Annotated in this window: 28 protein-coding genes; all 28 read left to right on the forward strand. The window is 46.7% G+C overall.

Annotated elements, in window-relative coordinates:
• Positions 1 to 50 precede the first annotated feature (50 nt).
• Positions 51 to 4,151, forward strand: a complete 4,101-nt coding sequence (gene rpoB, locus ICV39_RS00270; protein WP_215389957.1) for a DNA-directed RNA polymerase subunit beta — start codon at positions 51 to 53, stop codon at positions 4,149 to 4,151.
• Between the two features lies 1 nt (position 4,152).
• Positions 4,153 to 8,415, forward strand: coding sequence for a DNA-directed RNA polymerase subunit beta' (gene rpoC, locus ICV39_RS00275; RefSeq protein WP_215389958.1), 4,263 nt, complete (start codon positions 4,153 to 4,155; stop codon positions 8,413 to 8,415).
• A 178-nt stretch (positions 8,416 to 8,593) separates the two neighbouring features.
• Entirely contained in the window at positions 8,594 to 8,974 is a 381-nt protein-coding gene (gene rpsL / locus ICV39_RS00280; RefSeq protein WP_068947691.1) for a 30S ribosomal protein S12, read from the forward strand.
• Between the two features lie 154 nt (positions 8,975 to 9,128).
• Entirely contained in the window at positions 9,129 to 9,599 is a 471-nt protein-coding gene (gene rpsG / locus ICV39_RS00285; protein WP_068320103.1) for a 30S ribosomal protein S7, read from the forward strand.
• 27 nt (positions 9,600 to 9,626) lie between these two features.
• Entirely contained in the window at positions 9,627 to 11,729 is a 2,103-nt protein-coding gene (gene fusA / locus ICV39_RS00290; protein WP_215389959.1) for an elongation factor G, read from the forward strand.
• A gap of 48 nt (positions 11,730 to 11,777) precedes the next feature.
• A complete protein-coding gene (gene tuf / locus ICV39_RS00295) occupies positions 11,778 to 12,968 on the forward strand; it encodes an elongation factor Tu (RefSeq protein WP_173954841.1) in 1,191 nt (396 codons plus the stop codon).
• Between the two features lie 122 nt (positions 12,969 to 13,090).
• Positions 13,091 to 13,402 (forward strand): 30S ribosomal protein S10, encoded by a 312-nt coding sequence (gene rpsJ / locus ICV39_RS00300; protein ID WP_011901899.1) that lies wholly within the window; start codon positions 13,091 to 13,093, stop codon positions 13,400 to 13,402.
• 198 nt (positions 13,403 to 13,600) lie between these two features.
• Positions 13,601 to 14,257 carry a 50S ribosomal protein L3 gene (gene rplC / locus ICV39_RS00305; RefSeq protein ID WP_173956647.1) on the forward strand — a complete coding sequence of 219 codons (657 nt, stop codon included), beginning with the start codon at positions 13,601 to 13,603 and terminating at the stop codon, positions 14,255 to 14,257.
• 11 nt (positions 14,258 to 14,268) lie between these two features.
• On the forward strand, positions 14,269 to 14,889 hold the full coding sequence (rplD, locus tag ICV39_RS00310; RefSeq protein ID WP_114639433.1) for a 50S ribosomal protein L4: 621 nt from the start codon (positions 14,269 to 14,271) through the stop codon (positions 14,887 to 14,889).
• On the forward strand, positions 14,886 to 15,200 hold the full coding sequence (gene rplW / locus ICV39_RS00315) for a 50S ribosomal protein L23 (RefSeq protein WP_068947693.1): 315 nt from the start codon (positions 14,886 to 14,888) through the stop codon (positions 15,198 to 15,200). Before rplD ends, rplW begins: the two co-directional genes overlap by 4 nt.
• 2 nt (positions 15,201 to 15,202) lie before the next feature.
• The gene (gene rplB, locus ICV39_RS00320; protein ID WP_068947694.1) at positions 15,203 to 16,033 is read left to right on the forward strand and encodes a 50S ribosomal protein L2; all 831 of its coding nucleotides are present in this window, start codon (positions 15,203 to 15,205) and stop codon (positions 16,031 to 16,033) included.
• Positions 16,034 to 16,052: 19 nt separating this feature from the next.
• Positions 16,053 to 16,331: a 30S ribosomal protein S19 gene (gene rpsS / locus ICV39_RS00325; protein ID WP_011901904.1), complete on the forward strand. Its 279-nt coding sequence runs from the start codon at positions 16,053 to 16,055 to the stop codon at positions 16,329 to 16,331.
• A gap of 7 nt (positions 16,332 to 16,338) precedes the next feature.
• Positions 16,339 to 16,671 (forward strand): 50S ribosomal protein L22, encoded by a 333-nt coding sequence (rplV, locus tag ICV39_RS00330; protein WP_215317762.1) that lies wholly within the window; start codon positions 16,339 to 16,341, stop codon positions 16,669 to 16,671.
• Positions 16,672 to 16,679: 8 nt separating this feature from the next.
• Entirely contained in the window at positions 16,680 to 17,507 is an 828-nt protein-coding gene (gene rpsC / locus ICV39_RS00335) for a 30S ribosomal protein S3 (protein ID WP_215389960.1), read from the forward strand.
• Between the two features lie 2 nt (positions 17,508 to 17,509).
• Positions 17,510 to 17,923, forward strand: coding sequence for a 50S ribosomal protein L16 (gene rplP / locus ICV39_RS00340; RefSeq protein ID WP_011901907.1), 414 nt, complete (start codon positions 17,510 to 17,512; stop codon positions 17,921 to 17,923).
• Positions 17,924 to 17,937: 14 nt separating this feature from the next.
• Positions 17,938 to 18,132 carry a 50S ribosomal protein L29 gene (gene rpmC, locus ICV39_RS00345; RefSeq protein ID WP_068947697.1) on the forward strand — a complete coding sequence of 65 codons (195 nt, stop codon included), beginning with the start codon at positions 17,938 to 17,940 and terminating at the stop codon, positions 18,130 to 18,132.
• Positions 18,133 to 18,144: 12 nt separating this feature from the next.
• The gene (gene rpsQ / locus ICV39_RS00350) at positions 18,145 to 18,414 is read left to right on the forward strand and encodes a 30S ribosomal protein S17 (protein WP_114639437.1); all 270 of its coding nucleotides are present in this window, start codon (positions 18,145 to 18,147) and stop codon (positions 18,412 to 18,414) included.
• 183 nt (positions 18,415 to 18,597) lie between these two features.
• Positions 18,598 to 18,966, forward strand: a complete 369-nt coding sequence (gene rplN, locus ICV39_RS00355; protein WP_173954853.1) for a 50S ribosomal protein L14 — start codon at positions 18,598 to 18,600, stop codon at positions 18,964 to 18,966.
• A gap of 9 nt (positions 18,967 to 18,975) precedes the next feature.
• Positions 18,976 to 19,284, forward strand: a complete 309-nt coding sequence (gene rplX, locus ICV39_RS00360; protein ID WP_173954854.1) for a 50S ribosomal protein L24 — start codon at positions 18,976 to 18,978, stop codon at positions 19,282 to 19,284.
• Between the two features lie 16 nt (positions 19,285 to 19,300).
• Positions 19,301 to 19,843, forward strand: coding sequence for a 50S ribosomal protein L5 (gene rplE, locus ICV39_RS00365; protein ID WP_173954855.1), 543 nt, complete (start codon positions 19,301 to 19,303; stop codon positions 19,841 to 19,843).
• Positions 19,844 to 19,852: 9 nt separating this feature from the next.
• A complete protein-coding gene (gene rpsN, locus ICV39_RS00370) occupies positions 19,853 to 20,158 on the forward strand; it encodes a 30S ribosomal protein S14 (protein ID WP_173954856.1) in 306 nt (101 codons plus the stop codon).
• A gap of 24 nt (positions 20,159 to 20,182) precedes the next feature.
• Positions 20,183 to 20,578 (forward strand): 30S ribosomal protein S8, encoded by a 396-nt coding sequence (gene rpsH, locus ICV39_RS00375; protein WP_068947700.1) that lies wholly within the window; start codon positions 20,183 to 20,185, stop codon positions 20,576 to 20,578.
• Between the two features lie 10 nt (positions 20,579 to 20,588).
• Positions 20,589 to 21,122, forward strand: a complete 534-nt coding sequence (gene rplF, locus ICV39_RS00380; RefSeq protein ID WP_173954857.1) for a 50S ribosomal protein L6 — start codon at positions 20,589 to 20,591, stop codon at positions 21,120 to 21,122.
• A 13-nt stretch (positions 21,123 to 21,135) separates the two neighbouring features.
• A complete protein-coding gene (gene rplR / locus ICV39_RS00385) occupies positions 21,136 to 21,489 on the forward strand; it encodes a 50S ribosomal protein L18 (protein WP_173954858.1) in 354 nt (117 codons plus the stop codon).
• Positions 21,490 to 21,506: 17 nt separating this feature from the next.
• On the forward strand, positions 21,507 to 22,025 hold the full coding sequence (gene rpsE / locus ICV39_RS00390) for a 30S ribosomal protein S5 (RefSeq protein ID WP_114639443.1): 519 nt from the start codon (positions 21,507 to 21,509) through the stop codon (positions 22,023 to 22,025).
• A 23-nt stretch (positions 22,026 to 22,048) separates the two neighbouring features.
• On the forward strand, positions 22,049 to 22,237 hold the full coding sequence (gene rpmD, locus ICV39_RS00395; protein WP_068947704.1) for a 50S ribosomal protein L30: 189 nt from the start codon (positions 22,049 to 22,051) through the stop codon (positions 22,235 to 22,237).
• A 27-nt stretch (positions 22,238 to 22,264) separates the two neighbouring features.
• A complete protein-coding gene (rplO, locus tag ICV39_RS00400) occupies positions 22,265 to 22,705 on the forward strand; it encodes a 50S ribosomal protein L15 (RefSeq protein WP_215389961.1) in 441 nt (146 codons plus the stop codon).
• An 18-nt stretch (positions 22,706 to 22,723) separates the two neighbouring features.
• Positions 22,724 to 24,061, forward strand: coding sequence for a preprotein translocase subunit SecY (gene secY / locus ICV39_RS00405; RefSeq protein WP_215389962.1), 1,338 nt, complete (start codon positions 22,724 to 22,726; stop codon positions 24,059 to 24,061).

Below are 24,061 nucleotides of genomic sequence, written 5' to 3' on the forward strand. Positions count from 1 at the left end.
GTAGTGGCCAATCGCCAAATCTTTGTACAGTCGCTGAATTCGGAGATGAAATGAACTATAGCTTCACCGAACGCAAGCGAGTCCGTAAAAGCTTTGCTAAGCGAGTAAATAACCATCAGGTTCCTTACCTGATCGCAACGCAGCTGGAGTCCTACGCTAAATTTTTACAGGCTGATAAGCCGGCTACTTCTCGTATTAACGAGGGATTACAAGCTGCGTTTACATCAGCATTCCCAATTGTGTCCAACAACGGTTATGCGCGTATGGAATACGTGTCATATCAGTTGTCACAGCCACCGTTTGACGTTAAAGAATGCCAACAACGTGGTTACACATATCACTCAGCCTTGCGCGCAAAAGTTCGCTTGATTATTTATGATCGCGAAGCGCCTACTAAGGTGAAAGAAGTAAAAGAGAGTGAAGTCTACATGGGTGAAATTCCACTCATGACAGAAAACGGCTCTTTCGTGATTAACGGCACTGAGCGCGTAATCGTTTCTCAGTTGCACCGTTCCCCAGGCGTGTTCTTTGAGCACGATAAGGGCAAAACTCATAGCTCAGGTAAGCTACTGTTCTCAGCACGTATCATTCCTTACCGTGGTTCATGGCTCGATTTCGAGTTTGATCCAAAAGATATTCTGTATTTCCGTGTTGACCGTCGTCGTAAGATGCCTGTCACCATTTTGCTCAAGGCAATTGGCTTAAACAACGAGCAGATTCTTGCAAACTTCTTCAACTTCGATCATTTCTCATTGACTGCCAATGGCGCATCAATGGAATTTGTTCCAGAGCGTTTGCGTGGCCAGCTGGCTAGCTTTGATGTGGTTGATAAGAATGGCGTTGTAGTCATTCAAAAAGACAAGCGTATCAACGCAAAACACATACGTGAACTCGAGGCTGCCAAGACAAAAACGATTGCGGTTCCAGATGATTACTTAGTAGGTCGTGTAGTTGCGCGGAATATCGTTGATCCAGATTCTGGTGAAATCTTGGCTTACGCTAACGATGAAATCACTGAAGAGTTGTTGGCAACATTGCGCGATGCTGGCATCAAGCAATTGGAAACCATCTACACCAACGATTTGGATTCTGGTGCGTACATTTCTCAGACATTGCGTACTGATGAAACTGCTGATCAAACAGCAGCGCGTATCGCTATCTACCGCATGATGCGTCCTGGTGAGCCTCCAACAGAAGATGCTGTTGAAGCCTTGTTCCAGCGCTTGTTCTACAGCGAAGACACTTACGATTTATCTCGTGTTGGCCGCATGAAGGTCAATAGCCGTCTTGGCCGTGCTGAGATGGAAGGCCCAATGGTCTTGTCGAATGAAGATATTCTCGACACCATTAAGTCCCTCGTAGATTTGCGTAACGGTAAAGGCGAAGTCGACGATATCGATCACTTAGGTAATCGTCGTGTACGTTGCGTTGGCGAGTTGGCTGAAAACCAATTCCGTGCTGGTTTATCACGTGTTGAGCGTGCGGTTAAAGAACGTCTCGGTCAGGCCGAAACAGAAAACCTCATGCCGCATGACTTGATTAACAGCAAGCCAATCTCTTCCGCGATTCGTGAATTCTTCGGTTCTTCACAGTTGTCCCAGTTTATGGACCAAACCAACCCACTCTCAGAGATCACGCACAAGCGTCGTATTTCTGCATTGGGACCTGGTGGTTTGACACGCGAGCGCGCTGGTTTCGAAGTGCGCGACGTGCATCCAACCCACTACGGACGTGTTTGCCCAATTGAAACTCCAGAAGGACCAAACATTGGTTTGATCAACTCACTCGCGTTATTTGCGCGTTTGAATGAGCATGGCTTCCTCGAGACTCCATACCGCAAGGTTTCCAATAGCAAGGTAAGCGATGAAGTGGTTTACCTCTCTGCGATTGAAGAAGCAAAGTATGTGATTGCTCAGGCAAATGCGACGATCGACAAAAACGGTAAGTTGGCTGACGAATTAGTTTCTGCTCGTCAAGCTGGTGAAACCATGATGGTTAGCCCAGAGCGCATCGATTTCATCGACGTTGCTCCTAGCCAGATCGTTTCTGCTGCGGCTTCACTTGTTCCATTCTTAGAGCACGATGATGCGAACCGTGCGTTGATGGGTGCGAACATGCAACGTCAAGCGGTTCCTTGCTTGCGTCCAGATAAGCCATTGGTTGGTACAGGTTTGGAGCGTATTGTTGCGGTTGACTCCGGCACGGTTGTGTTGGCGGCGCGTGGCGGTATTGTGGATTATGTTGATGCGAACCGTGTTGTGATTCGTGTGAACGATGATGAAACCGCTGCTGGTGAAGTTGGTGTGGATATTTATAACCTCATCAAGTACACCCGTTCAAACCAAAATACCAATATCAACCAGCGTCCAATCGTTCAGGTTGGTGATCGTGTAGCCCGCGGTGACGTGGTTGCTGACGGTGCATCTACCGATTTGGGCGAATTGGCTTTGGGTCAAAACATGACTGTGGCATTTATGCCATGGAATGGTTACAACTTCGAAGATTCGATCTTGATCTCTGAGAAGGTTGTTGCTGATGATCGCTATACCTCTATTCATATTGAAGAGTTGTCAGTAGTTGCTCGTGACACCAAGTTAGGTTCAGAAGAAATTACACGCGATATCTCCAATTTGGCAGAGTCACAGCTCTCCCGTTTGGATGAGAGCGGTATTGTGTACATCGGTGCTGAAGTAGAAGCTGGTGACGTACTTGTTGGTAAGGTCACTCCAAAGGGCGAGACTACTCTCACTCCTGAAGAGAAGTTACTGCGTGCGATCTTCGGCGAAAAAGCATCTGATGTTAAAGATACTTCTTTGCGCGTTCCTTCCGGAATGGTTGGTACCGTTATCGATGTTCAAGTCTTCACCCGTGAAGGTATTGAGCGCGATGCTCGTGCGCAGTCGATCATTCAAGAAGAACTGCAACGTTATCGTTTGGACTTGAATGACCAGTTGCGTATTGTTGAAGGCGATGCCTTTATGCGTCTAGAAAAGCTGTTGGTTGGCAAAGTTGCTAACGGCGGCCCTAAGAAATTAGCTAAAGGCACCAAGATCGACAAGGATTACCTTGCTGATTTGGATAAATACCATTGGTTTGATATTCGTCCAGCAGATGATGAAGTTGCTTCACAAGTTGAAGCGATCAAGTCTTCTATCGAAGCGAAACGTAAGCAGTTTGATGAGGCGTTCGAAGAGAAGCGCACCAAGCTTACCCAGGGCGATGATTTACAGCCTGGCGTAACGAAGATGGTTAAGGTTTACTTGGCCGTTAAGCGTCGCTTACAGCCTGGTGACAAGATGGCCGGTCGTCACGGTAACAAAGGTGTGGTCTCTAAGATTGCCCCTGCGGAAGACATGCCATTTATGGCCGACGGACGCCCTGTTGATATCGTCTTGAACCCATTAGGTGTTCCTTCCCGTATGAACGTTGGCCAGATTTTGGAAACCCACTTAGGTTGGGCTGCCCAAGGTATTGGTAAACGTATCGATGAAATGGTTCGTCAACAAGCTAAGCAAGCTGAACTGCGTAAGTTCTTCAAGCAGCTTTACAACGAAACTGGTCGTCAAGAAGACATCGACAATTTCACTGATGAGCAAATCAACGCATTGGCTGAGAACTTACGCCAAGGCTTGCCATTTGCAACTCCAGTGTTTGACGGTGCTACTGAGGCTGAAATTGGTCGCATGCTTGAATTGGCATACCCAGAAGAGGTTGCTAAGTCATTGCAGATGACTCCATCACGCCAGCAAATGGTTCTGTTTGATGGCCGTACTGGTGATCAGTTTGAGCGTCCTGTAACTGTTGGCGTAATGCACGTCTTGAAACTCCACCACTTGGTAGATGACAAGATGCATGCACGTTCAACCGGACCTTACTCCTTAGTAACGCAGCAGCCATTGGGCGGTAAAGCTCAGTTTGGTGGTCAGCGCTTTGGTGAGATGGAAGTCTGGGCCCTCGAAGCATACGGTGCTTCATATGTCTTGCAAGAAATGCTGACAGTGAAGTCCGATGACGTCACAGGCCGAACCAAGGTTTATGAAAACATCGTCAAGGGCGAGCACACGATTGATGCTGGCATGCCCGAATCCTTCAACGTTCTCGTGAAAGAGATCCGTTCGTTAGGTATTGACATTGACATGGAGCGCAACTGATATGAAAGCATTGCTCGATTTATTTAAGCAAACGCAGGGTGATGAGCAGTTTGATGTCATCAAGATTGGCCTCGCATCCCCTGAGAAGATTCGCTCATGGTCTTTTGGTGAAGTACGCAAACCAGAAACCATCAACTACCGGACTTTTAAGCCCGAGCGTGATGGTTTGTTCTGCGCCAAGATTTTTGGACCAACTAAAGACTACGAGTGCTTATGCGGTAAGTACAAGCGCTTAAAGTTCCGTGGCGTTATCTGTGAGAAGTGTGGTGTTGAAGTTACTCTCGCTAAGGTGCGTCGTGAGCGCATGGGCCACATTGAGTTGGCAGCCCCTGTCGCGCATATTTGGTTCTTAAAGTCCCTGCCATCCCGTTTGGGCATGGTTCTCGATATGACATTGCGTGATATTGAGCGTGTTCTTTACTTTGAAGCATATGTAGTGGTAGATCCTGGCATGACTCCTGAAGGCGCGATGAAGCGCGGTCAGATCATGTCTGAAGATGAGTACATTGCTAAGACCGAAGAATATGGTGACGGTGCGTTTACTGCCATCATGGGCGCGGAAGGTATTCGTGAACTCTTGCGCTCGATTGATATCGATCGCGAAGTAGAGACGATTCGTGCTGAATTAAAAGCAACTGGTAGCGATGCCAAGATCAAGAAATACGCTAAGCGCTTAAAAGTGCTTGAGGCGTTCCAAAGCTCAGGTATTAAGCCTGACTGGATGATCATGGAAGTATTGCCAGTATTGCCGCCAGAATTGCGCCCATTGGTGCCATTGGATGGCGGTCGCTTTGCTACTTCTGATTTGAACGACCTCTATCGTCGTGTAATTAACCGTAACAATCGTTTGAAGCGTTTGTTGGAATTGCGCGCACCAGAGATCATCGTGCGTAACGAAAAACGGATGTTGCAAGAAGCCGTTGACTCATTGCTCGACAACGGTCGTCGCGGTAAGGCTATGACAGGCGCTAACAAGCGTCCTCTCAAGTCCTTGGCTGAGATGATTAAAGGTAAGAGCGGTCGTTTCCGTCAAAACTTGCTCGGTAAACGTGTTGACTACTCCGGTCGTTCAGTGATCGTGGTTGGCCCTACATTGAAATTGCATCAGTGCGGCTTACCAAAATTGATGGCGCTCGAGCTGTTCAAGCCATTCATTTTCAACAAGCTTGAGACTTTGGGAATTGCAACCACGATTAAGGCTGCGAAGAAAGAAGTTGAGAGTCAAACTCCAATCGTTTGGGACATTCTCGAAGAAGTAATTCGTGAACATCCAATCATGTTGAACCGTGCTCCTACATTGCACCGTCTTGGCATTCAGGCTTTCGAGCCAATGTTGATTGAAGGCAAGGCAATCCAATTGCACCCATTAGTCTGCGCGGCATTTAACGCGGACTTTGACGGTGACCAAATGGCGGTTCACGTTCCTTTGTCGCTCGAAGCACAAATGGAAGCACGTACATTGATGTTGGCTTCGAACAACGTATTGTTCCCAGCTAACGGCGAGCCATCTATCGTTCCTTCACAGGACGTGGTGTTGGGTCTGTACTACGCTACGCGAGACAAGATCAACGGCAAAGGCGAAGGTATGGTTTTTGCCAACATTACTGAAGTAGTACGCGCATACGAAGCAGGTCAAGTTGAATTGGCCTCTCGTGTTGCTGTGCGTATTACTGAGTATGAAGTGGTGGATAAGAAGGCAGAAGGCGATGCGCGTTTTGCTGAGAAGACCAAGATCTATCAAACGTCAGTTGGCCGTGCAATCCTCTCAGAGATTTTGCCTAAGGGTATGTCTTTTGAGGAAATCAACAAGCCTTTGAAGAAAAAAGAAATCTCACGCTTGATCAACACTTCATTCCGCAAGTGTGGTCTGCGCGAGACTGTCATTTTTGCTGACCGTTTGTTGCAGTCCGGTTTCCGCTTGGCTACTAAAGCTGGTATCTCGATTGCCATCGATGATATGTTGATTCCAACTTCTAAAGAGCGCATCATTACTGAAGCGTCTACCAAGGTTAAGGAATACGACAAGCAGTTCATGTCAGGCCTCGTAACCAATCAAGAGCGTTATAACAACGTGGTTGATATTTGGGGTGCTGCAGGTGATCAAGTTGGTAAGGCCATGATGGACGAGCTTTCACACGTTGATGTGCTCGACCGTAACGGTAAAACTGCTCGCCAAGAATCCTTTAACTCCATCTACATGATGGCGGACTCTGGTGCGCGTGGATCTGCTGCACAGATTCGTCAATTGGCTGGTATGCGTGGATTGATGGCTAAGCCAGACGGTTCCATTATTGAAACCCCAATTACTGCGAACTTCCGTGAAGGTTTGAATGTGTTGCAGTACTTCATTTCAACTCACGGTGCTCGTAAAGGTCTAGCTGATACTGCGTTGAAGACAGCGAACTCCGGTTACTTAACACGTCGTTTATGTGACGTTACCCAAGATCTCGTGGTAATCGAAGAAGATTGCGGCGCATCTACTGGTGTAACTATGAAGGCGCTTGTTGAGGGCGGCGAAATCATTGAAGCATTGCGTGATCGTATTTTGGGTCGCGTATGCATTGGCGACATCGTTCACCCTGATACACAAGAAGTGATTGTTCCTAACGACACATTGCTTGACGAAGATCACGTTGATCAAATCGTTGCATTGGGTATCGATGAAGTTAAGGTTCGTACAGTTCTTTCTTGCCAAACTCGTTATGGTTTGTGCGCGAAGTGCTACGGACGTGACTTAGGTCGCGGTGGTTTGGTCAACGTTGGCGAGGCAGTTGGTGTGATTGCCGCTCAGTCCATCGGAGAGCCAGGCACACAGTTGACCATGCGCACCTTCCACATCGGTGGTGCTGCATCACGTGCTTTAGTTGCAAGCAATATTGAAGCTAAATCGAATGGTTCCTTGAAGTTCTCCGGCACGATGCGTGTTGTGAAGAATGCGAAGGGCGAGCAGATTGTGATTTCACGTTCTGGTGAAGCCTTGATCGTTGATGACAACGGTCGTGAGCGCGAGCGTCATAAAGTGCCTTACGGTGCAACTCTCTTGTTAAAAGAAGGCGCAGCAGTCAAGGCAGGCGCAAGCTTGGCGACCTGGGATCCATTAACACGTCCGATTATTTCTGAGTATGCTGGTATTGCACGCTTTGACAACGTTGAAGAAGGCGTAACTGTTGCTAAGCAGGTTGACGAAGTTACTGGCCTTTCCACTTTGGTGGTCATTGACGGTAAGCGTCGTTCTGCGGCAAGCAAAGGCGTTCGCCCAGTGATCAACTTAGTTGATGACAAGGGCAATGACGTGATGATCGCTGGTACTGATCACCCAGTAAACATTGGCCTCCAAGTGGGCGCTTTGATTACTGTTAAAGATGGTCAGAAGGTTGAAGTCGGTGAAGTATTGGCTCGTATTCCAATCGAATCCCAGAAGACTCGCGACATTACCGGTGGTTTGCCACGCGTTGCTGAACTCTTTGAAGCGCGTTCACCAAAAGATGCTGCTGTATTGGCAAAAGTGACTGGAACTGTTTCCTTCGGTAAAGAAACCAAAGGTAAGCAACGTTTGGTCATTACCGATATGGATGGCGAAGCTAATGAATTCTTGATTCCAAAAGAGAAGCAAGTTCTTGTTCACGACGGTCAAGTGGTGAACAAGGGCGAGATGATTGTGGAAGGCCCTGCCGATCCACATGACATCTTGACTCTCAAAGGTATTGAAGAGTTGGCGATTTACATCGTTGATGAAGTGCAGGACGTTTATCGTCTCCAGGGCGTGAAGATTAATGACAAGCACATTGAAGTTATCGTGCGTCAGATGTTGCGTCGTGTTCAGGTAACTGATCCAGGCGACACCACATTCATCCCAGGTGAGCAAGTAGAGCGTTCTAAGCTCTATGACGAGAATGACCGCGTCATCGCCGAAGGTAAGCGCCCAGCTTCATTCGATAACGTATTGCTTGGTATTACTAAAGCATCGTTGTCGACAGACAGCTTCATTTCAGCGGCTTCTTTCCAAGAAACCACCCGCGTATTGACCGAAGCCGCAATTATGGGCAAGACCGATACACTCCGTGGCCTCAAGGAAAACGTCATTATTGGTCGTCTGATCCCTGCTGGTACCGGCTTGTCTTATCGCCGCGCTCGCAAGGTCAGAGAGCAATTCGAGCGTGATCGCGCTCAAATGATTGCTGCCGAGGAAGAAGCAATGGCTAGCGCCCCTGTGGAAATAGAGGCCGAAGTCATCGCTCCTACTGGGGAGGCTGATCCGAGCTAATTTGGTAATTCTGGCCACAAATGGCCAGTTTTCCCCCATTTAGGTTGACGGGGAAGGCTGGCCAAGCTAGAATGCTGAGTTCTACTGATTCAGAAGAGGGTCTTTTTGACCTAGAAATTCTCTAAGTCATTGATTTTCTTGAAGAAAGCAACAAAGAAGTACTAACCGAGCTATTTTTATGCCAACAATTAATCAACTATTACGCAAGCCAAGAACAAGGCTTACCGTTAAAAGCAAGAGCCCTGCGCTGCAAAACAGCCCGCAGCGCCGTGGTGTATGTACCCGTGTGTACACAACCACTCCTAAAAAGCCTAACTCTGCGCTTCGTAAAGTAGCCAAAGTTCGCTTGACCAATGGTTTTGAAGTGATTTCATACATTGGTGGTGAAGGCCACAACCTCCAGGAACACTCTGTAGTGTTGATCCGTGGTGGTCGTGTAAAGGACTTGCCAGGTGTGCGTTACCACATCGTTCGCGGTTCTTTGGACTTGCAAGGTGTTAAAGATCGTAAGCAAGCACGTTCTAAATACGGTGCTAAGCGCGCTAAGAAAGCTGCTTAATTTTTAATTAAGCAGTTGTAGTTGCAGTAAGTCACTTTTGTCAGACTTAAAAGGCAAGTAAGTGGCTGTTCCGTTTAAGAATTTTCTTAAATAGTAGAGCAGCCGGAGCGGGTAGTTCATGTGAACTGCCCCTAACTGAACTGAAGGAGTAGTTATGCCACGTCGTCGTGAAGTTCCCAAACGGGAAATTTTGCCGGACCCAAAATTCGGTAATGTAGAAGTAGCTAAATTCATGAACGTCCTCATGTTGGACGGCAAGAAATCGGTTGCAGAGCGCATTGTTTACGGTGCCTTTGATCACATCGAGAAAAAAGCAAACAAAGAACCCCTCGAAATTTTTTCAACAGCCATGGGCAACGTTAAGCCAATGGTTGAGGTGAAGAGCCGCCGCGTTGGTGGTGCTAACTATCAAGTTCCTGTTGAAGTTCGTCCATCACGTCGTTCCGCTTTGGCAATGCGCTGGTTGCGTGAAGCCGCTAAGAAGCGTGGCGAAAAATCGATGGCTCAACGTTTGGCCAACGAATTATTAGAGGCTGCTGAAGGTCGTGGCGGCGCAATGAAGAAGCGTGAAGAAGTTCACCGTATGGCAGAAGCTAACAAGGCTTTCTCACATTTCCGCTTCTAATCGAATAGTTAAGAAAAGGCATAAACAGTGGCACGCAAAACCCCCATTGATCGATATCGCAATATTGGTATCTCTGCGCACATTGACGCAGGTAAAACAACTACTACTGAACGCGTTCTGTTCTACACCGGTGTTAATCACAAGATTGGTGAAGTGCATGATGGCGCAGCTACCATGGACTGGATGGAGCAAGAGCAAGAGCGTGGCATCACGATTACTTCTGCTGCAACCACAGCCTTCTGGAAAGGCATGGCAGGTAATTATCAAGAGCACCGTATCAACATTATTGATACCCCAGGACACGTAGACTTCACTATTGAGGTTGAGCGTTCCATGCGTGTTCTCGATGGCGCTTGCATGGTGTATTGCGCGGTAGGTGGAGTTCAGCCACAGTCTGAAACAGTTTGGCGTCAAGCAAATAAGTATGGTGTTCCACGTTTAGCATTCGTAAACAAGATGGACCGTACAGGCGCGAACTTCTTCAAAGTGTATGAACAGATGAAGGCTCGCTTGAAAGCGAATCCAATCTTGATCCAAATTCCAATTGGTGCTGAAGAAAATTTCCAAGGCGTTGTAGATTTGGTAAAGATGAAAGCAATCGTTTGGGATGATGCTTCACAAGGAACTAAATTCACTTACGAAGACATTCCTGCTGAATTGCAAGCCAGCGCTGAAGAATGGCGCGAGAAGATGGTTGAAGCAGCTGCCGAAAGTTCAGAAGAGCTGATGGACAAGTATCTCGGTGGCGAAGAATTAAGCGAAGAAGAAATTAAGAAGGCGCTTCGTACTCGTACGATCGCTGGCGAAATCGTGCCAATGCTTTGCGGAACTGCCTTTAAGAACAAAGGTGTTCAGGCGATGTTGGATGCCGTGATCGATTACATGCCATCACCAGTAGATATTCCTCCAGTTAAGGGCGAGTTGGAAGACGGCACTGAGACAGAGCGTAAAGCTGATGACAATGAGAAATTCTCAGCATTAGCATTCAAGATCATGACTGACCCATTCGTTGGCCAGCTCATCTTCTTCCGCGTGTATTCAGGTGTGATCAATTCAGGCGACACAATCTATAACCCAATTAAGGGTAAGAAAGAACGCATTGGTCGTTTGTTGCAGATGCATGCTAACCAGCGTGAAGAGATTAAAGAAGTTCGAGCAGGTGACATCGCCGCTGCGGTTGGTTTGAAAGATGCAACAACAGGCGAAACATTGTGTGACCCAGATAACATCGTGATCTTGGAGCGCATGGAGTTCCCTGAGCCAGTGATTTCTCAGGCAGTTGAGCCTAAGACAAAAGCAGACCAAGAGAAAATGGGTCTTGCATTGAACCGCTTGGCTCAAGAAGATCCTTCATTCCGCGTGAAGACTGACGAAGAATCAGGTCAAACAATTATTTCCGGTATGGGCGAGCTCCACTTGGAAATCTTGGTAGATCGTATGAAGCGTGAGTTCGGCGTAGAGGCAACTGTTGGTAAGCCACAGGTTGCATATCGTGAAACTATTCGTAAGACATGCGACGAAATCGAAGGCAAGTTCGTTAAGCAGTCTGGTGGTCGCGGTCAGTACGGTCACGTTGTATTGAAGCTTGAGCCACAAGAACCAGGCAAAGGCTTCGAATTCGTTGACGCTATTAAGGGCGGTGTAGTTCCTCGTGAATACATCCCTGCAGTAGAAAAAGGCATTATTGAAACATTGAACTCTGGTGTATTGGCTGGCTATCCAGTGGTTGACATCAAAGCAACCCTGTTCTTCGGTTCATACCATGACGTTGACTCCAATGAAAACGCATTTAAGATGGCGGGCTCTATGGCGTTCAAGGATGGTATGCGTAAAGCAGCTCCAGTATTGCTTGAGCCAATGATGGCAGTTGAAGTTGAAACTCCAGAAGATTTCATGGGTAACGTGATGGGTGACCTTTCTTCACGTCGCGGCATTATGCAAGGTATGGATGACATTCCTGGCGGCGGCAAGATTGTTCGTGCAGAAGTTCCTCTCGCAGAGATGTTTGGTTACTCCACTGGCTTGCGTTCTTTGACGCAAGGTCGTGCAACCTACACCATGGAATTTAAGCATTACGCAGAAGCACCTAAGAACGTAGCAGAAGCAGTTATGGCTGCTAAAGCGAAGTAATTTATTTACATTAATTTTGATATTGACTAGCTAAGAAGGCAGACAAAAATGGCAAAAGAAAAGTTCGAGCGGACAAAACCGCACGTAAACGTAGGCACCATCGGTCACGTTGACCACGGTAAAACCACATTGACAGCAGCAATCGCAACCGTGCTCTCAAAGGCATTCGGTGGCGAAGCTAAAGCATACGATCAGATCGATGCTGCTCCAGAAGAAAAAGCCCGTGGTATTACGATTAACACAGCACACGTTGAGTATGAAACTGCTGGTCGTCACTATGCACACGTTGACTGCCCAGGACACGCTGACTACGTTAAGAACATGATTACTGGTGCTGCGCAGATGGACGGCGCAATCTTGGTTTGCTCTGCTGCAGACGGCCCAATGCCACAAACTCGTGAGCACATCCTCTTGGCACGTCAGGTTGGCGTTCCATACATCGTGGTGTTCCTTAACAAGTGCGACATGGTTGACGATGCTGAATTGTTAGAGCTCGTTGAAATGGAAGTACGTGAACTTCTGTCTAAGTATGACTTCCCAGGTGATGACACTCCAATCATCCGTGGTTCTGCTAAGTTGGCATTAGAAGGCGACGAAGGCCCATTGGGTAAAGAAGCCATCATGAAATTGGCTGAAGCATTAGATACATACATCCCAACTCCAGAGCGTGCTGTTGACGGTGCGTTCTTGATGCCAGTAGAAGACGTGTTCTCAATCTCTGGTCGCGGTACTGTAGTAACCGGTCGTATTGAGCGCGGCATCATCAAGGTTGGCGAAGAGATTGAAATCGTTGGTATCAAACCAACTCTCAAGACCACTTGTACTGGTGTTGAAATGTTCCGTAAATTGCTCGACCAAGGTCAAGCAGGTGACAACGTTGGTATCTTGTTGCGCGGCACAAAACGTGAAGAAGTTGAGCGTGGCCAAGTATTGGCTAAGCCAGGTTCTATCACTCCACATACTCACTTTACCGCTGAGGTTTACATCTTGGGTAAAGATGAAGGTGGTCGTCATACTCCATTCTTTAACAACTATCGTCCACAGTTCTACTTCCGTACAACGGACGTAACAGGTTCAATCGAGTTGCCAAAAGACAAAGAGATGGTGATGCCTGGTGATAACGTCACCATTACCGTCAAACTCATCGCCCCAATCGCGATGGAAGAAGGTTTACGTTTTGCGATCCGTGAAGGTGGCCGTACTGTTGGCGCCGGCGTGGTTGCAAAGATTTTGGCTTAAGAAGTAGGTATTACTAGTAACAATATTTAGCGGTTTGCTAACCGGTGACATCAGTGCTGCTGATGTCACCGTGCTCTTTAGATGTATAACGTGGCAGCACCACACCGCTCTTTGGAATTAATATGCAAAACCAAAAAATTCGTATTCGTCTTAAAGCGTTTGATTACCGTTTAATCGACCAGTCCGCAGCTGAAATCGTTGATACAGCTAAGCGCACTGGTGCAGTTGTTAAGGGTCCAGTACCTTTGCCAACCCGTATTGAGCGTTTTGATATCTTGCGTTCACCACACGTAAACAAGACATCTCGTGATCAGTTAGAGATCCGTACCCATCTGCGTTTGATGGATATTGTTGATCCTACCGAGAAAACTGTAGATGCTTTGATGAAATTAGACCTCCCAGCAGGTGTGGACGTCGAAATTAAGCTGCAATAATTTGTTGTTTCCAGTCTCGGCACTTGCCAAGACTGGGTTTTCGGGATAGAATCTAAGGCTCTGCTGAGTCAAATTTGGCAGATTTTGTGGTTTTATTAGCATTAAAAACGTTGTAAGTTATTGATTTAGAAGTACTTTTACTTGTAAATCACTTAAATTAATTTTGCCGACCAATCGAAGTCGGCGTGGAGCATGAATATGAGCTTAGGCTTAATCGGCCGCAAGGTCGGCATGACCCGTCTATTTACGGACGAAGGGGAAGCGATTCCTGTCACCGTAATTGACGTGAGCGACAACAGAATCGCTCAAATCAAGACCCAGGCAACTGATGGCTATGACGCTATCCAGTTGGCACATGGCACACGTAGAGCTACTCGCGTTACCAAATCAATGGCTGGTCACTTTGCTAAAGCAGGTGTAATGGCTGGTAATGCACTCAACGAATTCCAATTAGATGCAGCAAAAATCGCAGAAATGACACCGGGACAAGTAATTCCTGCTGACGCTGCATTTACTGCTGGTCAAAAAGTGGATGTGCAAGGCGTAACAATCGGTAAAGGTTACGCAGGTACCATCAAGCGTTATCACTTCGCTTCTGGTCGCGCATCTCACGGTAACTCTAGATCACACAACGTACCAGGTTCTATTGGTATGGCACAAGATCCAGGTCGTGTTTTCCCAGGTAAGCGCATGACTGGCCACCTTGGTGACGTTACACGTACCGTACAAAATTTAGTCATCGCACGCATTGATGCAGAACGCAATCTCATCATGGTTAAAGGCGCTATTCCAGGTGCCCCAGGCGGTAAAGTTATTGTTACTCCAGCGGTTAAAACACCGTTGAAGAAGAAATAAGGAGAGCGAATATGGAACTTAAGCTTCTCCAGGACAACGGTACTTTAGGTGCAGGCGTACAAGCTTCACCAGAAGTATTCGAGCGTGAATATAACGAAGCATTGGTACACCAAGTTGTAGTGGCTTACCAAGCAAATGCACGTAGCGGTAATCGTGCACAAAAAGACCGTGAGCAAGTTAAGCACACAACCAAAAAGCCTTGGCGTCAAAAGGGCACTGGACGTGCACGCGCTGGTATGAGCTCCTCACCGCTGTGGCGTGGAGGTGGTCGTATATTCCCGAATTCTCCAGAAGAGAATTTCAGCCAAAAAGTAAACAAGAAAATGTACCGCGCTGGTATGAGATCCATTTTGTCTCAGTTGGCTCGCGAAGGTCGTTTGAATGTGGTTGATCAATTTAATCTTGACGCTCCAAAGACCAAAGTTTTAGCTGAAAAAGTAAAAGCAATGGGCTTAGATTCAGTCTTGATCATCGTTGATCAAGTTAGTGAGAATTTGTACTTGGCATCACGTAACTTGCATAAAGTTGCCGTGGTTGAGCCACAGCACGCTGATCCATTAGCTTTGGTTCAATACAAAAAAGTATTGGTAAGCAAAGCAGCGATCGCAAAAATTGAGGAGTTGCTGAAATGAGCCAAGTCCGTAAAAACGATCACAACCTGATGAAGGTTCTGCTTGGTCCTGTTATCTCTGAGAAAGCCACTATGGTTGCAGAGAAAAACGAACAAGTAGTTTTCCAAGTAGCTCGCGACGCAAATAAGAGCGATGTGAAGCAAGCAGTTGAATTGCTCTTTAAGGTGCAAGTTGACTCAGTTCAAATCGTGAATCAAAAAGGTAAGCCTAAGCGCTATGGCCGTTTTGAAGGTCGTCGTGACCACACCAAGAAGGCCTATGTGAATTTGAAGCCAGGTCAAGAAATTAACTTTGAAGCGGAGGCGAATTAATCATGCCTTTGATGAAAACTAAACCGACCTCACCAGGTCGTCGCTCAATGGTCAAGGTGGTCAATCCTGACCTCCATAAAGGTAAGCCTTTTGCACCATTGTTAGAGCCACAGTTTCAAAAAGCGGGTCGTAACAACAACGGCCACATCACTACTCGTCATAAAGGTGGTGGTCATAAGCATCACTATCGTGTTGTTGACTTTAAGCGCAACGACAAAGATGGTATTCCAGCAAAAGTTGAGCGCTTGGAATACGATCCAAACCGCAGTGCAAATATTGCATTGATTGTGTTTGCTGATGGTGAGCGTCGCTACATTCCAGCTGCTAAAGGTATGACTGTTGGTCAGGCAATCATGAATGGCTCTGAAGCGCCAATCAAGTCTGGTAACAATTTGCCAATTCGTAACATTCCAGTTGGTAGCACTATTCACTGCGTAGAAATTCTTCCAGGTAAAGGTGCGCAGGTTGCACGTTCTGCTGGTGGTTCAGCAGTATTGTTGGCACGTGAGGGTGTTTACGCTCAAGTACGTTTGCGCTCTGGTGAAGTTCGCCGTGTTCTGATTGAGTGCCGCGCCACTATTGGTGAAGTTGGTAACGAAGAACACAGCTTGCGTCAAATTGGTAAAGCAGGTGCAAATCGCTGGCGTGGTATTCGCCCAACCGTTCGCGGTGTGGCAATGAACCCAGTAGATCACCCACACGGTGGTGGTGAAGGTAGAACTGGCGAAGGCCGTGTACCTGTATCTCCATGGGGCACTCCAACCAAAGGTTATCGCACACGTCGCAATAAGCGTACAACTTCGATGATCGTTCAACGTCGTCAAAAACGTTAAGCGATAAGGATAAATAGATATGACACGTTCAGCTAAAAAAGGCCCATTCTGCGACGCCAGCTTAGTAAAAAAAGTTGAAGTTGCACAAGCCAACAAGGACAAAAAGCCGATCAAAACTTGGTCACGCCGTTCAACAATCCTCCCAGACTTCATTGGTCTGACGATTGCTGTACATAACGGTCGTCAACACGTTCCGGTTTATGTATCAGAAAACATGGTGGGTCATAAGTTAGGCGAGTTCGCCTTGACCCGTACTTTCAAAGGTCACGCTGCTGACAAGAAAGTAACGAAGAAGTAAGGGGATGATGATGGAAGTTAAAGCTATTCACAAGGGTGCCCGCATTTCTGCGCAAAAGACACGTTTGGTCGCTGACCAAATCCGTGGTTTGCCAATTGCTCGCGCATTAAACATTTTGAACTTCAGCCCCAAAAAAGCTGCCTTCATTGTGAAAAAAGTAGTTGAGTCAGCGATTGCAAATGCTGAACACAATAAAGGTGCTGATATTGATGAGCTCAAGGTATCAGCGGTCATCGTTGATAAGGCAACATCCTTGAAGCGCTTCACAGCGCGCGCTAAGGGTCGTGGCAATCAAATTGAAAAACAAACTTGTCACATTAGCGTGACCTTGAGTAACTAAGGAAAAATATGGGCCAAAAGATTAACCCTACCGGATTCCGACTCGCGGTAACGAAGAATTGGACATCACGTTGGTATGCAAACAATACTGACTTCGCAAAAATGCTCAAAGAGGACGTAGATGTCCGTGGCTATTTGAAGAAGAAGTTAAAGAATGCATCTGTTAGCAAGGTTGTGATTGAGCGTCCTGCGAAGAACGCACGCATCACTATCTATAGCTCACGTCCTGGCGTTGTGATTGGTAAGAAGGGCGAAGATATTGAAGTTCTCCGTCGCGAATTACAAAAGCGTATGGGCGTTCCAGTTCACGTGAACATCGAAGAAATTCGTAAGCCTGAAGTTGACGCACAATTAATTGCTGACTCTATTACTCAACAGTTAGAGAAGCGCATTATGTTCCGTCGTGCGATGAAGCGCGCTATGCAAAACGCAATGCGTCTTGGCGCACAAGGCATCAAGATCATGTCTTCTGGTCGCTTGAATGGTGCAGAGATTGCACGTCGCGAATGGTACCGTGAAGGCCGCGTTCCACTTCATACATTGAAGGCTGATATTGATTACGCAACATCAGAAGCTGAAACTACATACGGCATCATCGGTGTAAAAGTTTGGGTTTACAAAGGCGACACATTGGGTCGCGGTGCAGAAGCTCAAGTAGCTGCTCCAGCTGCTGAACCAGCTGCAGAAGAAAAGAAAACTCGTCGTGCTCCAAGCAAAACAGCTGCTCGTAAGCCAGCTGCTGGTGCTGACAAGCCATTAGTTGCTGCTAAGCCAGCAGTAAAGCGCGTGCGTAAGGTTGAAACACCTGCCGCTGATGCGCAGAAGTCAGGAGAGTAAGCATGCTACAACCAAAGCGTCGCAAGTATCGTAAGGAACAAAAAGGCCGTAACACTGGCGTGGCAACACGCGGTAGTTCTGTAGCCTTTGGTGACTTTGGATTGAAGGCCGTTGGTCGTGGACGTTTAACTGCTCGTCAAATCGAGTCAGCACGTCGCGCAATGACCCGTCACATTAAACGTGGTGGCCGTATTTGGATTCGTATTTTCCCAGATAAGCCAATTTCACAAAAACCTGCTGAAGTGCGTATGGGTAACGGTAAAGGTAACCCAGAGTACTACGTAGCTGAAATTCAACCAGGCAAAGTGCTTTACGAGATGGATGGTGTGGATGAGCAATTGGCGCGTGAAGCTTTTAAGCTTGCCGCAGCTAAGTTGCCTTTACAGACTACCTTCGTGATTCGCCACTTAGGTTGATCGGGATAGAGATTATGAAAAATAAAGAATTAGCAGCGAAAGATCTGACTGCCTTGAACGCAGAATTGACAGAGCTCTTAAAGACCAACTTTAAGCTCCGTATGCAAAAGGGTACTCAGCAACTGACCAATACCAGCCAATTGGGTAAAACGAAGCGTGATATTGCTCGCGTGAAGACGTTTATTGCTCAAAAGACTGCTCAGAAATAAGGAAAAAGGGATATGACAGAATTATCTAAACCCTTGCGCCGTACCCTCGTGGGTCGCGTTGTTAGCGATAAAATGCAAAAAACTGTGACCGTGTTGGTTGAGCGTCAAGTGAAGCATCCGGTGATTGGTAAGTACGTTGGCCAGTCCAAAAAATACCACGCTCATGACGAGGCAGGCACATACAAGATGGGTGATACCGTTGAAATTGCTGAATCCAAGCCAATTTCACGCACTAAATCTTGGGTTGTGACCCGTTTGGTTCAGGCTTCAAAGGGTATTTAAGGCTTTTTATAGGGTTTTGGAGAAGTTTCTTCCCAAAACCTTGTTTTTCGTAGTAGAATAGAAGGCTTCTCTGGTTTTATTGGAGAAGCAGTGTTTTTCATTAATTCCGGGTTTTAGCTTTCGTTAAAGCCCATAGACGGAACCAAGACTGTTTGCCTTTGGCTAATAAGTTGGGGATTAGAAATGATACAAACCGAAAGTAGATTGCAGGTTGCCGATAACACAGGCGCCAGTGAAGTTTTGTGCATCAAAGTATTGGGCGGCTCTAAGCGTCGTTACGCCAGTATTGGTGATGTAATTAAAGTCACTGTGAAGTCAGCTGCTCCGCGCGGCCGTGTAAAAAAAGGTGATATTTATAACGCTGTTGTTGTTAGAACAGCTAAGGGTGTTCGCCGTCCAGACGGTTCATTGATTAAGTTTGATGACAACGCTGCGGTATTGCTCAACGCTAAGTTAGAGCCAATTGGCACACGTATCTTTGGACCTGTCACACGCGAATTGCGTACTGAGAAGTTCATGAAGATCGTTTCTCTTGCCCCCGAAGTAATTTAAGAGGCTGACATGAATAAGATTCGTAAAGGTGATTCCGTCGTTCTATTGACTGGCCGCGATAAAGGCAAGCAAGGAACTGTTACGGCTGTTCTCGATGACAAACTCGTTATCGAAGGCGTAAATGTTTACAAGAAGAGTGTTAAACCTAATCCAGCAGCTGGTGTTACCGGCGGCTTGATTGATAAGACTATGCCCGTTCACATTTCTAATGTGGCTTTGGTTGACGGTAACGGCAAACCATCACGTGTTGGTATCAAACTCGTTGATGGCAAAAAGCAGCGTTTCCTCAAAACCACTGGCGCAACATTGAGCGCATAAGGGGCGGAGAGAAATTATGAGCACACGTTTTCAAGAGCACTATCAAGCTAAAGTTGTTGCAGATTTGATCGCCAAGTTTGGATACAAGTCTGTAATGGAAGTTCCACGCATCACCAAGGTAACTCTCAATATGGGCTTGGGCGAAGCAGTGAACGATAAAAAAGTTATCGAAAATGCAGTTGGCGATTTAACTAAAGTTGCAGGCCAAAAGCCAGTTGTAACTAAAGCTAAAAAAGCGATTGCAGGTTTTAAAATTCGTCAGGGCTACCCAATTGGTGCCATGGTGACATTGCGTGGTCAACGCATGTACGAATTTTTAGATCGTTTTGTAACTGTTGCTTTGCCACGCGTACGCGACTTCCGCGGTATTTCTGGTAAAGCATTTGACGGCCGCGGTAACTACAACATCGGCGTTAAAGAACAGATTATTTTCCCTGAAATCGAATACGACAAGATTGATGCCCTCCGTGGTCTCAATATCAGTATTACGACGACTGCTAAGACCGACGAAGAAGCAAAAGCTTTGTTGGCGGCATTCAAATTCCCTTTCCGCAATTAAGAGGCTAACGTGGCAAAACTATCCCTAATTGAGCGCGAAAATAAGCGCGCAAAAACTGTAGAGAAGTACGCTGCTAAGCGTGCAGAACTCAAAGCGATCATTGCTGATCAATCACGCAGCGATGAAGAGCGCTATGAAGCGCGCTTGAAGCTACAGGCACTTCCACGTAATGCAAGCCCGATTCGTCAAAGAAATCGTTGTTCATTAACCGGTCGTCCACGTGGCACATTCCGTAAATTCGGTTTGGCTCGCGGCAAGATTCGTGAAATCGCCTTCCGTGGCGAAATCCCCGGTTTAACCAAGGCCAGCTGGTAAGCGGCGAAAGAATTAGGAGAACTCATGAGTATCAGCGATCCAATCGCCGACATGTTGACCCGGATCCGCAATGCGCAAGCAGTGCAGAAACCTTTGGTCACAATGCCGTCGTCAAAAGTTAAAGTAGCCATCGCAAAAGTATTGCAAGACGAAGGCTATATCGAGAGTTTTGAAATCAAAGGTGAAGCAGCTAAGCCAGTGCTCCACATCGATCTCAAATACTATGCAGGCCGTCCTGTTATCGAGCGTATCGACCGTGTATCAACACCAAGTCTACGCATCTATAAAGGCCGTCATGACATTCCAGAAGTAATGAATGGATTGGGCATTGCAATTATTTCAACCCCTCAAGGCGTAATGACAGACCGTAAAGCACGTGCAACAGGCGTGGGCGGCGAAGTTATTTGCTACGTAGCCTAAGGAGAGAAATATGTCCCGCGTAGGTAAATCACCAATTACAGTTCCGAAGGGCGCTGAAATCAGCATCAACGGTGCAAACATTACTGTTAAAGGCCCATTGGGTACATTGACACATAACCTGCATCCTTCTGTTGGTTTGAAACAAGAAGATGGTGTACTGACAGTTGTTTTGAATAACGACTCACCAGAAGCTGGTGCTCAGTCAGGTACAGCACGCGCATTGGTTAACAACATGGTTGTTGGCGTAACTACTGGCTTTGAGCGCAAGCTTAGCTTGGTAGGCGTTGGTTACCGTGCTCAAGCTCAAGGCGAAACATTGAAGTTGCAGCTGGGTTTTTCTCACGACATCATTTACAACCTGCCAAAGGGTGTGAAGGCTGAGACTCCATCGCAAACTGAAATCATTATCAAAGGCTCCAACAAGCAACAAGTTGGCCAGGTCGCAGCAGAAGTTCGCGCATACCGTTCACCAGAGCCATACAAAGGCAAGGGTGTTCGCTACGTGGATGAGGTTGTGCATCTGAAAGAAACTAAGAAGAAGTAAGCGAGATTAGAAAATGAATAAAGACGAATCTAGACAAAGACGCGCTCGGCAGACTCGTATTCGCATTGCCGAAGCTCAGGCAAATCGCTTAACAGTTATCCGTAGCAATTCGCATATTTCTGCACAGGTTTATAGCCCATGCGGAACCAAAGTTGTTGCAGCTGCTTCAACAATGGAAAAAGATTTGCGTCAAGCAATCAAAAACGGCGGTAACGCTGATGCGGCTAAACAAATCGGCAAGTTAGTTGCTGAGCGTGCTGTTAAGGCAGGCGTTGTGGATGTTGCTTTTGATCGCTCCGGTCACCGTTACCACGGCCGTATTAAGGCCTTAGCTGAAGCTGCGCGTGAAGCCGGCTTGAAGTTCTAATAGGTTTAGGAAAAAACATGGCAAAAATGCAAGCTAAGATGCAAAACGAAGAGCGTGATGATGGTCTTCGCGAGAAGATGATCGCTGTTAATCGTGTAACTAAAGTGGTTAAGGGTGGCCGTATTCTCGGCTTCGCTGCGCTCACAGTAGTTGGCGATGGCGATGGTCGTATCGGTATGGGTAAGGGCAAATCAAAAGAAGTTCCGGTTGCTGTTCAAAAGGCAATGGACGAAGCTCGTCGCAAGATGATCAAGGTGCCTTTGCGTAAAGGTACATTGCAGCATTCAGTGATTGGTCAACATGGCGCTTCACGCGTTTTGATCTCTCCAGCTAAAGATGGTACTGGCGTTATTGCTGGTGGCCCAATGCGCGCTATTTTTGATGTGATGGGTGTAACAAACGTTGTAGCAAAGTCTCTTGGCTCAACAAACCCTTACAACATGGTTCGCGCAACGATTGATGGTTTGAGCAAGATGAGTACTCCTGCTGAGATTGCTGCTAAGCGCGGTAAGTCAGTTGAAGAGATCCTCGGCTAAGACCCAATATTAGGAATCTACAAATGACAAAATCAAACTCCAAAGTCAAACTGCAATTAGTACGCAGCTTGATCGGTACACGCGAAAGCCACCGTGCAACGGTACGTGGTTTAGGTCTTGGTCGTATCAACTCAGTTTCCGAGTTGGAAGACACTCCAGCTGTTCGCGGCATGATTAATAAAGTTTCTTATCTAGTGAAAGTCATTGGCTAATAACTAGCTAGTAAATAGGCGAAGAATATGCAACTCAATACACTCAAACCCGCAGAAGGCTCTAAGAAGGCACGTCGTCGCGTAGGTCGCGGCATTGGCTCTGGTCTTGGTAAAACTGCTGGCCGTGGTCACAAAGGTCAAAAATCCCGTTCTGGTGGTTTCCACAAAGTTGGATTCGAAGGCGGTCAGATGCCTATGTATCGTCGCTTGCCAAAACGCGGCTTCGTATCTTTGACACGTCGTCATGTTGGACAAATCACATTGAATGACTTGGCAAAAATCAATTTGCCTGAAGTTGACCTCTTGGTTTTGAAAGCTCATGGTTTTGCTGGTGAGCAAATCAATGCAGTGAAAGTTATTAAAACTGGCGAACTCAAGATTGCTGTAACCCTCAAAGGCATCACAGCAACTGCTGGCGCTAAAGCAGCGATTGAAGCAGCTGGCGGCAAATTTGTTGAGTTGGCTTAATAGGTCTTTTTAGTAAATATGGCATTAGCACCTACCAATAGCGCTAGCACTGCTACAGCAGGAGGCAAGTTCGGCGACTTACGTCGTCGCTTGGTTTTCCTGGTGTTGGCTTTGCTCGTCTATCGTTTGGGCGCACATATTCCAGTTCCTGGTATTGATCCAGACCAATTGGCACAGCTATTTGCTGGTCAAAAAGATGGCATCTTAGGAATGTTTAACTTGTTCTCCGGTGGCGCTTTATCCCGCTTCACTGTTTTTGCCCTTGGAATCATGCCTTACATTTCTGCATCGATCATCATGCAGTTAATGACTATCGTATTACCTTCGTTGGAAGCATTGAAGAAAGAAGGTCAAGCTGGTCAACGCAAGATTACTCAGTACACCCGTTATGGCACCGTATTCTTGGCAACATTCCAAGCATTAGGAATTTCTGTTGCATTACAAGCTCAGCCAGGTTTGGTTATCAATCCAGGTTTGATGTTTGAATTAAATACGGTTGTTACTTTAGTTACTGGCACGATGTTCTTGATGTGGCTCGGTGAGCAAATTACAGAGCGCGGCTTAGGTAACGGTATCTCCATCATTATTTTTGGCGGTATTGTGTCTGGCTTGCCAAATGCATTAGCTAGTTTGTTAGAGCTAGTTCGTACCGGTTCAATGAATATTATTTCTGCTCTCTTGATCGTGGTGATCGTTGTAGCAGTGACTTATTTTGTAGTGTTTGTAGAGCGGGGTCAGCGCCGTATTTTGGTGAACTATGCTAAACGCCAAGTTGGGAACAAGATTTACGGCGGCCAATCTTCATACTTCCCGTTGAAGTTGAATATGGCAGGTGTTATCCCTCCAATTTTTGCTTCTTCCATTATTTTGTTCCCTGCAACTATTGCTGGCTGGTTCACATCAGGCGAGCCAACCAATATGTTTAGCAGAATCATTAAGGATTTGGCTGCTACTTTGGCTCCAGGCCAACCCGTCTACACCATTTTGTATGCGGCAGCGATTATTTTCTTCTGTTTCTTCTATACCGCTTTGGTATTTAACAGCCGTGAAACTGCTGAGAATTTGAAGAAGAGCGGCGCTTTTGTTCCTGGTATTCGTCCTGGCGATCAAACAGCGCGTTATATCGATAAGATTTTGGTGCGCCTGACTTTGGCTGGTGCAATTTATATGGTTCTGGTTTGCTTGTTGCCAGAATTCTTGGTGTTGAAGTACAACGTGCCGTTCTATTTCGGCGGTACTTCATTGTTGATTATTGTGGTTGTTGCAATGGATTTCATGGCTCAAGTTCAGTCATTTGTCATGCAGCAGCAATATGGCTCTTTGATGAAAAAAGCTAACTTTAAGATGGGCGCTTAA

It is taken from the genome of Polynucleobacter sp. MWH-UH25E (genome assembly GCF_018687095.1).
In the GTDB taxonomy this organism is placed as follows: Bacteria; Pseudomonadota; Gammaproteobacteria; order Burkholderiales; family Burkholderiaceae; genus Polynucleobacter.

Coding starts and splice junctions, on each gene's coding strand:
- rpoB (WP_215389957.1), top strand. CDS start 51: ATGAACTATAGCTTCACCGAACGCAAGCGAGTCCGTAAAAGCTTTGCT.
- rpoC (WP_215389958.1), top strand. CDS start 4,153: ATGAAAGCATTGCTCGATTTATTTAAGCAAACGCAGGGTGATGAGCAG.
- rpsL (WP_068947691.1), top strand. CDS start 8,594: ATGCCAACAATTAATCAACTATTACGCAAGCCAAGAACAAGGCTTACC.
- rpsG (WP_068320103.1), top strand. CDS start 9,129: ATGCCACGTCGTCGTGAAGTTCCCAAACGGGAAATTTTGCCGGACCCA.
- tuf (WP_173954841.1), top strand. CDS start 11,778: ATGGCAAAAGAAAAGTTCGAGCGGACAAAACCGCACGTAAACGTAGGC.
- rpsJ (WP_011901899.1), top strand. CDS start 13,091: ATGCAAAACCAAAAAATTCGTATTCGTCTTAAAGCGTTTGATTACCGT.
- rplC (WP_173956647.1), top strand. CDS start 13,601: ATGAGCTTAGGCTTAATCGGCCGCAAGGTCGGCATGACCCGTCTATTT.
- rplD (WP_114639433.1), top strand. CDS start 14,269: ATGGAACTTAAGCTTCTCCAGGACAACGGTACTTTAGGTGCAGGCGTA.
- rplW (WP_068947693.1), top strand. CDS start 14,886: ATGAGCCAAGTCCGTAAAAACGATCACAACCTGATGAAGGTTCTGCTT.
- rplB (WP_068947694.1), top strand. CDS start 15,203: ATGCCTTTGATGAAAACTAAACCGACCTCACCAGGTCGTCGCTCAATG.
- rpsS (WP_011901904.1), top strand. CDS start 16,053: ATGACACGTTCAGCTAAAAAAGGCCCATTCTGCGACGCCAGCTTAGTA.
- rplV (WP_215317762.1), top strand. CDS start 16,339: ATGATGGAAGTTAAAGCTATTCACAAGGGTGCCCGCATTTCTGCGCAA.
- rpsC (WP_215389960.1), top strand. CDS start 16,680: ATGGGCCAAAAGATTAACCCTACCGGATTCCGACTCGCGGTAACGAAG.
- rplP (WP_011901907.1), top strand. CDS start 17,510: ATGCTACAACCAAAGCGTCGCAAGTATCGTAAGGAACAAAAAGGCCGT.
- rpmC (WP_068947697.1), top strand. CDS start 17,938: ATGAAAAATAAAGAATTAGCAGCGAAAGATCTGACTGCCTTGAACGCA.
- rpsQ (WP_114639437.1), top strand. CDS start 18,145: ATGACAGAATTATCTAAACCCTTGCGCCGTACCCTCGTGGGTCGCGTT.
- rplN (WP_173954853.1), top strand. CDS start 18,598: ATGATACAAACCGAAAGTAGATTGCAGGTTGCCGATAACACAGGCGCC.
- rplX (WP_173954854.1), top strand. CDS start 18,976: ATGAATAAGATTCGTAAAGGTGATTCCGTCGTTCTATTGACTGGCCGC.
- rplE (WP_173954855.1), top strand. CDS start 19,301: ATGAGCACACGTTTTCAAGAGCACTATCAAGCTAAAGTTGTTGCAGAT.
- rpsH (WP_068947700.1), top strand. CDS start 20,183: ATGAGTATCAGCGATCCAATCGCCGACATGTTGACCCGGATCCGCAAT.
- rplF (WP_173954857.1), top strand. CDS start 20,589: ATGTCCCGCGTAGGTAAATCACCAATTACAGTTCCGAAGGGCGCTGAA.
- rplR (WP_173954858.1), top strand. CDS start 21,136: ATGAATAAAGACGAATCTAGACAAAGACGCGCTCGGCAGACTCGTATT.
- rpsE (WP_114639443.1), top strand. CDS start 21,507: ATGGCAAAAATGCAAGCTAAGATGCAAAACGAAGAGCGTGATGATGGT.
- rpmD (WP_068947704.1), top strand. CDS start 22,049: ATGACAAAATCAAACTCCAAAGTCAAACTGCAATTAGTACGCAGCTTG.
- rplO (WP_215389961.1), top strand. CDS start 22,265: ATGCAACTCAATACACTCAAACCCGCAGAAGGCTCTAAGAAGGCACGT.
- secY (WP_215389962.1), top strand. CDS start 22,724: ATGGCATTAGCACCTACCAATAGCGCTAGCACTGCTACAGCAGGAGGC.